Genomic DNA, 5113 nt, shown 5'->3' on the forward strand with positions numbered 1-5113 from the left:
CCTCGGCGCCGAGGCGTGCGCGCAGGACATCCGCGACTTCGAATCCGAGGGCCTGGATCTCATCATCGACTTCGCCGGGGCCTCGGGGACCCTCGACTCGGCAATCGGTGCTGTCCGGCACGGCGGGCGCATCGTGGAGGTCGGACTGGGCGCGGAAACCGGCTCCGTCTCGATCCCGAACATCACGATGAAGGAGGTCACCATCGTCGGCTCATCCAACGGCACCAAGAACGAGGCAAGCGCGATCCTCCAACTCGTGGCAGAAGGATCGGTACGCCCCCAGGTCGAGCGAATCACATTCGAGGAGATACCGACCGGTCTGCAGCGACTCGAACGGGGCAGAACCGACGGACGACTCGTCGTCGTGTTCTAGACCCGTGCCGCCTGGCGCTGATGATCGACCCGACGGACAGGGTACGCACCAGCGCCAGGAGGCCACCGGGCCCTTCAACGCGCGCGTGGAATTGCACCCGGCGAGAGTCCTGCCCCGGGCCCCGAACCGCAGTCCCGATCTATATCTACGTTGATGTTGACAAGGTGCGTGAACTTTGCGACGCTCGTCACAGCGCACTTGCCGACGCCGGTACGAATCGAGGTCAACAAAATGGATTGTCCGACCACCCGAGTACAACGGGCACTGTCCGACCTGAGTGCAGGTCGGCCCGTCGTACTGACCGGCACCGCCCCCGACAGCGACGCACACATCGTCCTCGCTGCAGAAAAGGCGACCGTCGAATCCGTTGCGTTTCTCGTTCGATTCGGCTCCGGTCTCGTGTGTGCCGCACTTCCCGGTGGAGACTGCAGTCGCCTCCAACTCACCACCATGACCGGTGCCGACAGAGACCACACCGGAACCGACTACACGGTGAGCGTCGACGCAGACCGCCCGGGGACCGGAATCTCCGCGTCCGACAGAGCACATACCCTTCGCTGCCTCGCCGAGCCGACGACGTCAGCCGAGGCGTTCACGCGACCAGGCCATGTTCTCGCCGCGCGCACCGCCCATGGCGGAGTACTCGATCACCGCCGCCCGGCCGAAGCATCCGTCGATCTGGCGACGATCGCCGGACTGAGCCGCGCAGGCACCTTCACAGCCCTGGTCTCCGAGCAAGATCCCACGGCGATCGCGGGTACGGACGAGGCGGAGAGCTTCGCCCACGCCCACCAACTCGGCGTGGTGTCGATCGATGACGTCGTCATCTACCGGCGTATCACGGAACTACACATGGCGACCGAGTTCGCGTTCGTCCGAGGGTCGAAGCACGGCGACGTCAACTGCATCGGCTATCGAAGTGATGCATCGGGACACGAGTACATTGCGTACACGATCGAATCGTCCACGGACACTGCGCCGTTGATCTCCTTTGTGCAGGACTTGGACCCCGCCCCGCATCTGTCCGCCACCGACCGTGTCGCAGAGGCGCTTTCCGCCGTGTCGGACAACGGCGGCGGAACAGTGGTCGTCGCGCGGCCGCGCGCGAGCGGACGTCCGAACACCTCCCTCGATGCCGATCTGGTCGAGATCGTGCGCGAGTGCGGTTATCGCTCCGGCGCTCTCCACAACTTCCCGGCCGCTGCACGCACCATGATGTGGCATTTCGGCCTGAGCATCAGCAGCAGCGCGACAGTGTCCCCCGCGGCCGAGATTCGAATCCCCACCGATTCGTGCATACGGCAACCCAGCCGAGTAGTGGGCGAAGTCGTACGCGGTGATCAGCGGGGCCGGGAACTCGGCTTCAGAACCGCCAACCTCGAATTGGCGGATTCCAACACGATCGCAGACGGGGTGTGGGCCGGCCACTGCACTCTTCCCGACGGCACGGTTGTCGCAGCAGCGGTCTCCGTCGGTCGGCGACCGACCTTCTACGGCCGATCCGGAATCCGCCTGGTCGAGGCGCACCTGCTCGACTTCAGCGGCGATCTGTACGGTGTCACGCTCACCGTGCAGTTGGATCACTGGATGCGTGGCCAGACCACATTCGCTTCGAAAGAAGAGCTGGTTGCGGCTCTCTCGGCCGATGTCATTCGTACCCGCTCACTCATCCGGAGTCCCTCCAGCTGACATCGACAAGGCCCGACCGGCCGGTGCTCCCGGCCCGCCCGTCGAATTCTCATGACCACCTTCGGCGTACAACGCCTTCGCACGCAACACCGATCACCGATCATCGCTGTTCGCCACAACAAGAAAGTTGGACACATTATGGAATGCGGTATCTTCCACACCCCGTACATGCGCCCGGGACGCAAGGACAAGGAGACGTTCGAGTACTCATTGATGCTCGCTGCCGCCGCTGACAAGTTCGGCTACCGCGACTTCATGGTGGGCGAGCACGGGATGCAGGCTTGGGAGAACATCCCCAATCCGGAGCTCTTGATCGTTGCGGCCGCACAGATCACCGAACGTATGCGCTTTGCTCCCATGGCGCACATCGTGCCCCTGCACAACCCCTCCACTCTGGCCATCCAGGTGGGTTACACGTCGCAGCTGCTCGAGGATCGCTACTTCCTCGGAGTCGGCGCCGGCTCGTGGGAGAACGAAGCAGTCCTCCGCGGTCAGCCCGGCGACCTTTCCGAGGCGCACCCTCGCCTCATGGAAGGGCTCGAGGTGATGGACAAGGTCTGGCGCCAGGAGCCTTTCGACTTCGAGGGAAAGTACTATAAGGCCGCGCGCCTGGACAGCGGAATCGATCCCGGAGGCGTGGCCTCCCACGGCGCTTTCGAGGTCAAGGAAGGCGAAGAGTACCACCTCACCGCCGATCATTCACCCCACGGCGGAGCCGACGGCCTGGAGATTGCGGTGACGGGTCTGAGCAAGAACTCGCCGTCGCACCGCTTGGCCGGCGAGCGCGGATGGACTCCGATTTCGTTCTACGGTGGTTCGGAGCTGTTGAAGTCCCAGTGGGAGACGTACTCGGAGGCGTGTCGCTCCGTCGGGGCGACGCCACAAGGGTCACGTTTCAAGATCGCCCGCGATGTGTTCGTCGCGAAGACCGACGAAGAAGCCAAGGAGAAGGCCAAGAACGGCGCTCTGGGCCACGCGTGGCTGAAGTATCTGATGCCGGTCTACCAGAAGTACCGGATCCTGCAGGGATTCATCGATGACGCGGACCAGAAGATCGACATCGCAGACGTCGATCTCGACTATCTCGCTGACAACGTCTGGCTGTGCGGCAGCCCGGAGACCGTGATCGAGAAGATCGAGAAGACGTTCGACCTTGCCGGCTTCCGCTACGGCCAACTTGCGGTCAACACTCACGACGCGCTGGACGATCCGGAGCCGTGGGTGGAGTCGCTGCGGCTGTTCGCCACCGAGGTCGTACCCAACGTCGAGGTGGAGGGTACGCACGACACGGTGGCGGTCTGATCGTCGACTGAGACACGATACGTCGGCCGAGCACTTCGGGGAATCGCCAAGCGGTTCCCCGAATTTCTCGGTACAGAAGTGGCGGTCGGATCTCGGGTTCCGATCGATCCCTTCTGCAACGCTTCTCGAACAGACAAAGTAGGGCCCGGTACGACACACGTACCGGGCCCTTTGCGGGGTACAGGCTGAGGAGTGGCCTCAGCGGACGCCGCGGTGAGATGGGGCTGCAGCCGACAGTTCGATGACCTCACGGATCGCGCCGGATCCGGCGCCGAGATCGAGCGCGTTCTTCAGGTGCAGCGCGAAGCCGGGAAGATATCTGTGGGTGGGAGTGGAATCGACAGCGAGAGAGATCAATTCCTTCGTGACGCCGCGGAGCGCGCGGGTTGTCCACGGAACCGCGCAATAGCCGAAGAACGCCTCGAAGGCCTCTGGTGACATCCTCAACAGCGCGTCGAGGAACCCCGGCAGCTCGGTCTCCATACGCTGCCAGTACGGATCAGTCCCGACGTATCGATCCCACAGTGCACGTCGAGCCTCGTCCAGAGGCACAGTCTCGCCGCCGGCACGTCGCTGAACCGCGTCCGCCAGCTGCCGGGACGACTCGAACAGCGTGTGAACACCCAATCCGGAGACCAATGTCAGCGCCTCCTGAATCTGCGCGGCGTCTATCCCGAGATCAAGGGCCTCGTCGATGAAACGCCCGGTACCGTCGACATCCATCGCGGTGACGGCCGCTCGAACGGCGATCTGGATCAGTACCCGGGTCACCTCGTCGAGCGGTGGACCTTCGTGCACGTCACCGAGGAGCCGCTCGGCGAAGTCGCGAAGATCGCCGAGTCCGGTTCCGTCCTCGGGAGCATTGCAGTCTCGGTTGTCGGTCATCTTGCCTCGATCCTTGCTAGGTTGTACATCGTCAACGTTGACATTGATTCACAGTGACGTTGACTGGGACGTCCATCTCGGCGGTATCATCTCCACGTGCCTACGTCGACAGCAGCAAACAGCGGAATGAGTCGCCGCCGCCGCAGCGCTCAGAAGGACAGCAGCCCCAATTACCAGGCCAAGCGCCAGGAATTGCTTCGGACCGCGGCCGAAGTGTTCAAGGAGAAGGGCTTCGAGGCTGCCACCCTGAACGACATCGCCGAGCGTTTCGGCACCGATCGCGCGTCTATCTACTATTACTTCGCCAGCAAGAAGGAGCTGTTCCAGGCCCTGTTCCACGACATTCTCGTGGGTGTCCTCGACAACAATATCGCCGTCGCGGAGGAGATCACCGCAAGCGAGGAGGACGCGCCCGAAAAGCTTCGCCGACTCGTCGAGCAGCAGATGACGTCGTACGAGGAGAACTACCCGTTCGTCTATCTGTATATCCAGGAAGACATGGCGCAGCTCCAACTCGATTCCACTTCCTGGGGCAAGGAGATGGCGAGAAAGACCAAACGATTCGAAACGATCGTGCTGTCCGTACTCCAGGAAGGTGTCGACAACGGAGCACTCCGCTCCGACGTACCGGTGCCGTTGATGGCCAAGGCTTTGTTCGGGATGGTGAACTGGACGCATCGATGGCTGAAGCCTGGAATGCAGAACGTCGATGCTCGTCAGACCACCGAAGCATTCTTCACCTTGTTCTACGAGGGCGCACGCACCCAGGACCGTCCGGCGCGACAGTGACCTCGGCGCCGGGTCGTCACGATGTGACACGACCCGGCGCCCGGAAGACCTGAAAACGGCCTCAACGACCTATCC

The 5113-nt window shown here is 62.9% G+C and carries 5 protein-coding genes; 4 read left to right on the forward strand and 1 reads right to left on the reverse strand.

From position 1 onward, the window contains the following. From AC1DWT_RS49325 to AC1DWT_RS49335, 3 genes are all read left to right on the forward strand, one after another. A partial coding sequence (locus AC1DWT_RS49325) for a zinc-binding dehydrogenase (protein WP_477926072.1) occupies nucleotides 1-373 on the forward strand: 373 nt, incomplete at its 5' end. Between the two features lie 231 nt (nucleotides 374-604). Beyond that, the gene (locus AC1DWT_RS49330; RefSeq protein ID WP_477926073.1) at nucleotides 605-2062 is read left to right on the forward strand and encodes a 3,4-dihydroxy-2-butanone-4-phosphate synthase; all 1458 of its coding nucleotides are present in this window, start codon (nucleotides 605-607) and stop codon (nucleotides 2060-2062) included. A gap of 138 nt (nucleotides 2063-2200) precedes the next feature. Then, complete coding sequence (locus tag AC1DWT_RS49335) at nucleotides 2201-3364, forward strand: LLM class flavin-dependent oxidoreductase (RefSeq protein ID WP_276135690.1); 1164 nt, start codon at nucleotides 2201-2203, stop codon at nucleotides 3362-3364. A gap of 198 nt (nucleotides 3365-3562) precedes the next feature. Here the strand turns inward: AC1DWT_RS49335 and AC1DWT_RS49340 are convergent, their stop codons facing one another. After that, nucleotides 3563-4249 (reverse strand): carboxymuconolactone decarboxylase family protein, encoded by a 687-nt coding sequence (locus AC1DWT_RS49340; protein WP_378673407.1) that lies wholly within the window; start codon nucleotides 4247-4249, stop codon nucleotides 3563-3565. Between the two features lie 96 nt (nucleotides 4250-4345). Here AC1DWT_RS49340 and AC1DWT_RS49345 point away from each other — a divergent pair, with 96 nt between their 5' ends. Then, the gene (locus AC1DWT_RS49345) at nucleotides 4346-5038 is read left to right on the forward strand and encodes a TetR/AcrR family transcriptional regulator (protein WP_378673404.1); all 693 of its coding nucleotides are present in this window, start codon (nucleotides 4346-4348) and stop codon (nucleotides 5036-5038) included. The last annotated feature ends 75 nt before the right edge of the window (nucleotides 5039-5113 follow it).

The organism is Rhodococcus sp. P4_B6 (assembly GCF_056402215.1).

What these genes read in the sequence shown, in the direction of transcription:
- AC1DWT_RS49330 (WP_477926073.1), top strand. Translation starts at nt 605, where the DNA reads ATGGATTGTCCGACCACCCGAGTACAACGGGCACTGTCCGACCTGAGT.
- AC1DWT_RS49335 (WP_276135690.1), top strand. Translation starts at nt 2,201, where the DNA reads ATGGAATGCGGTATCTTCCACACCCCGTACATGCGCCCGGGACGCAAG.
- AC1DWT_RS49340 (WP_378673407.1), bottom strand. Translation starts at nt 4,249, where the DNA reads ATGACCGACAACCGAGACTGCAATGCTCCCGAGGACGGAACCGGACTC.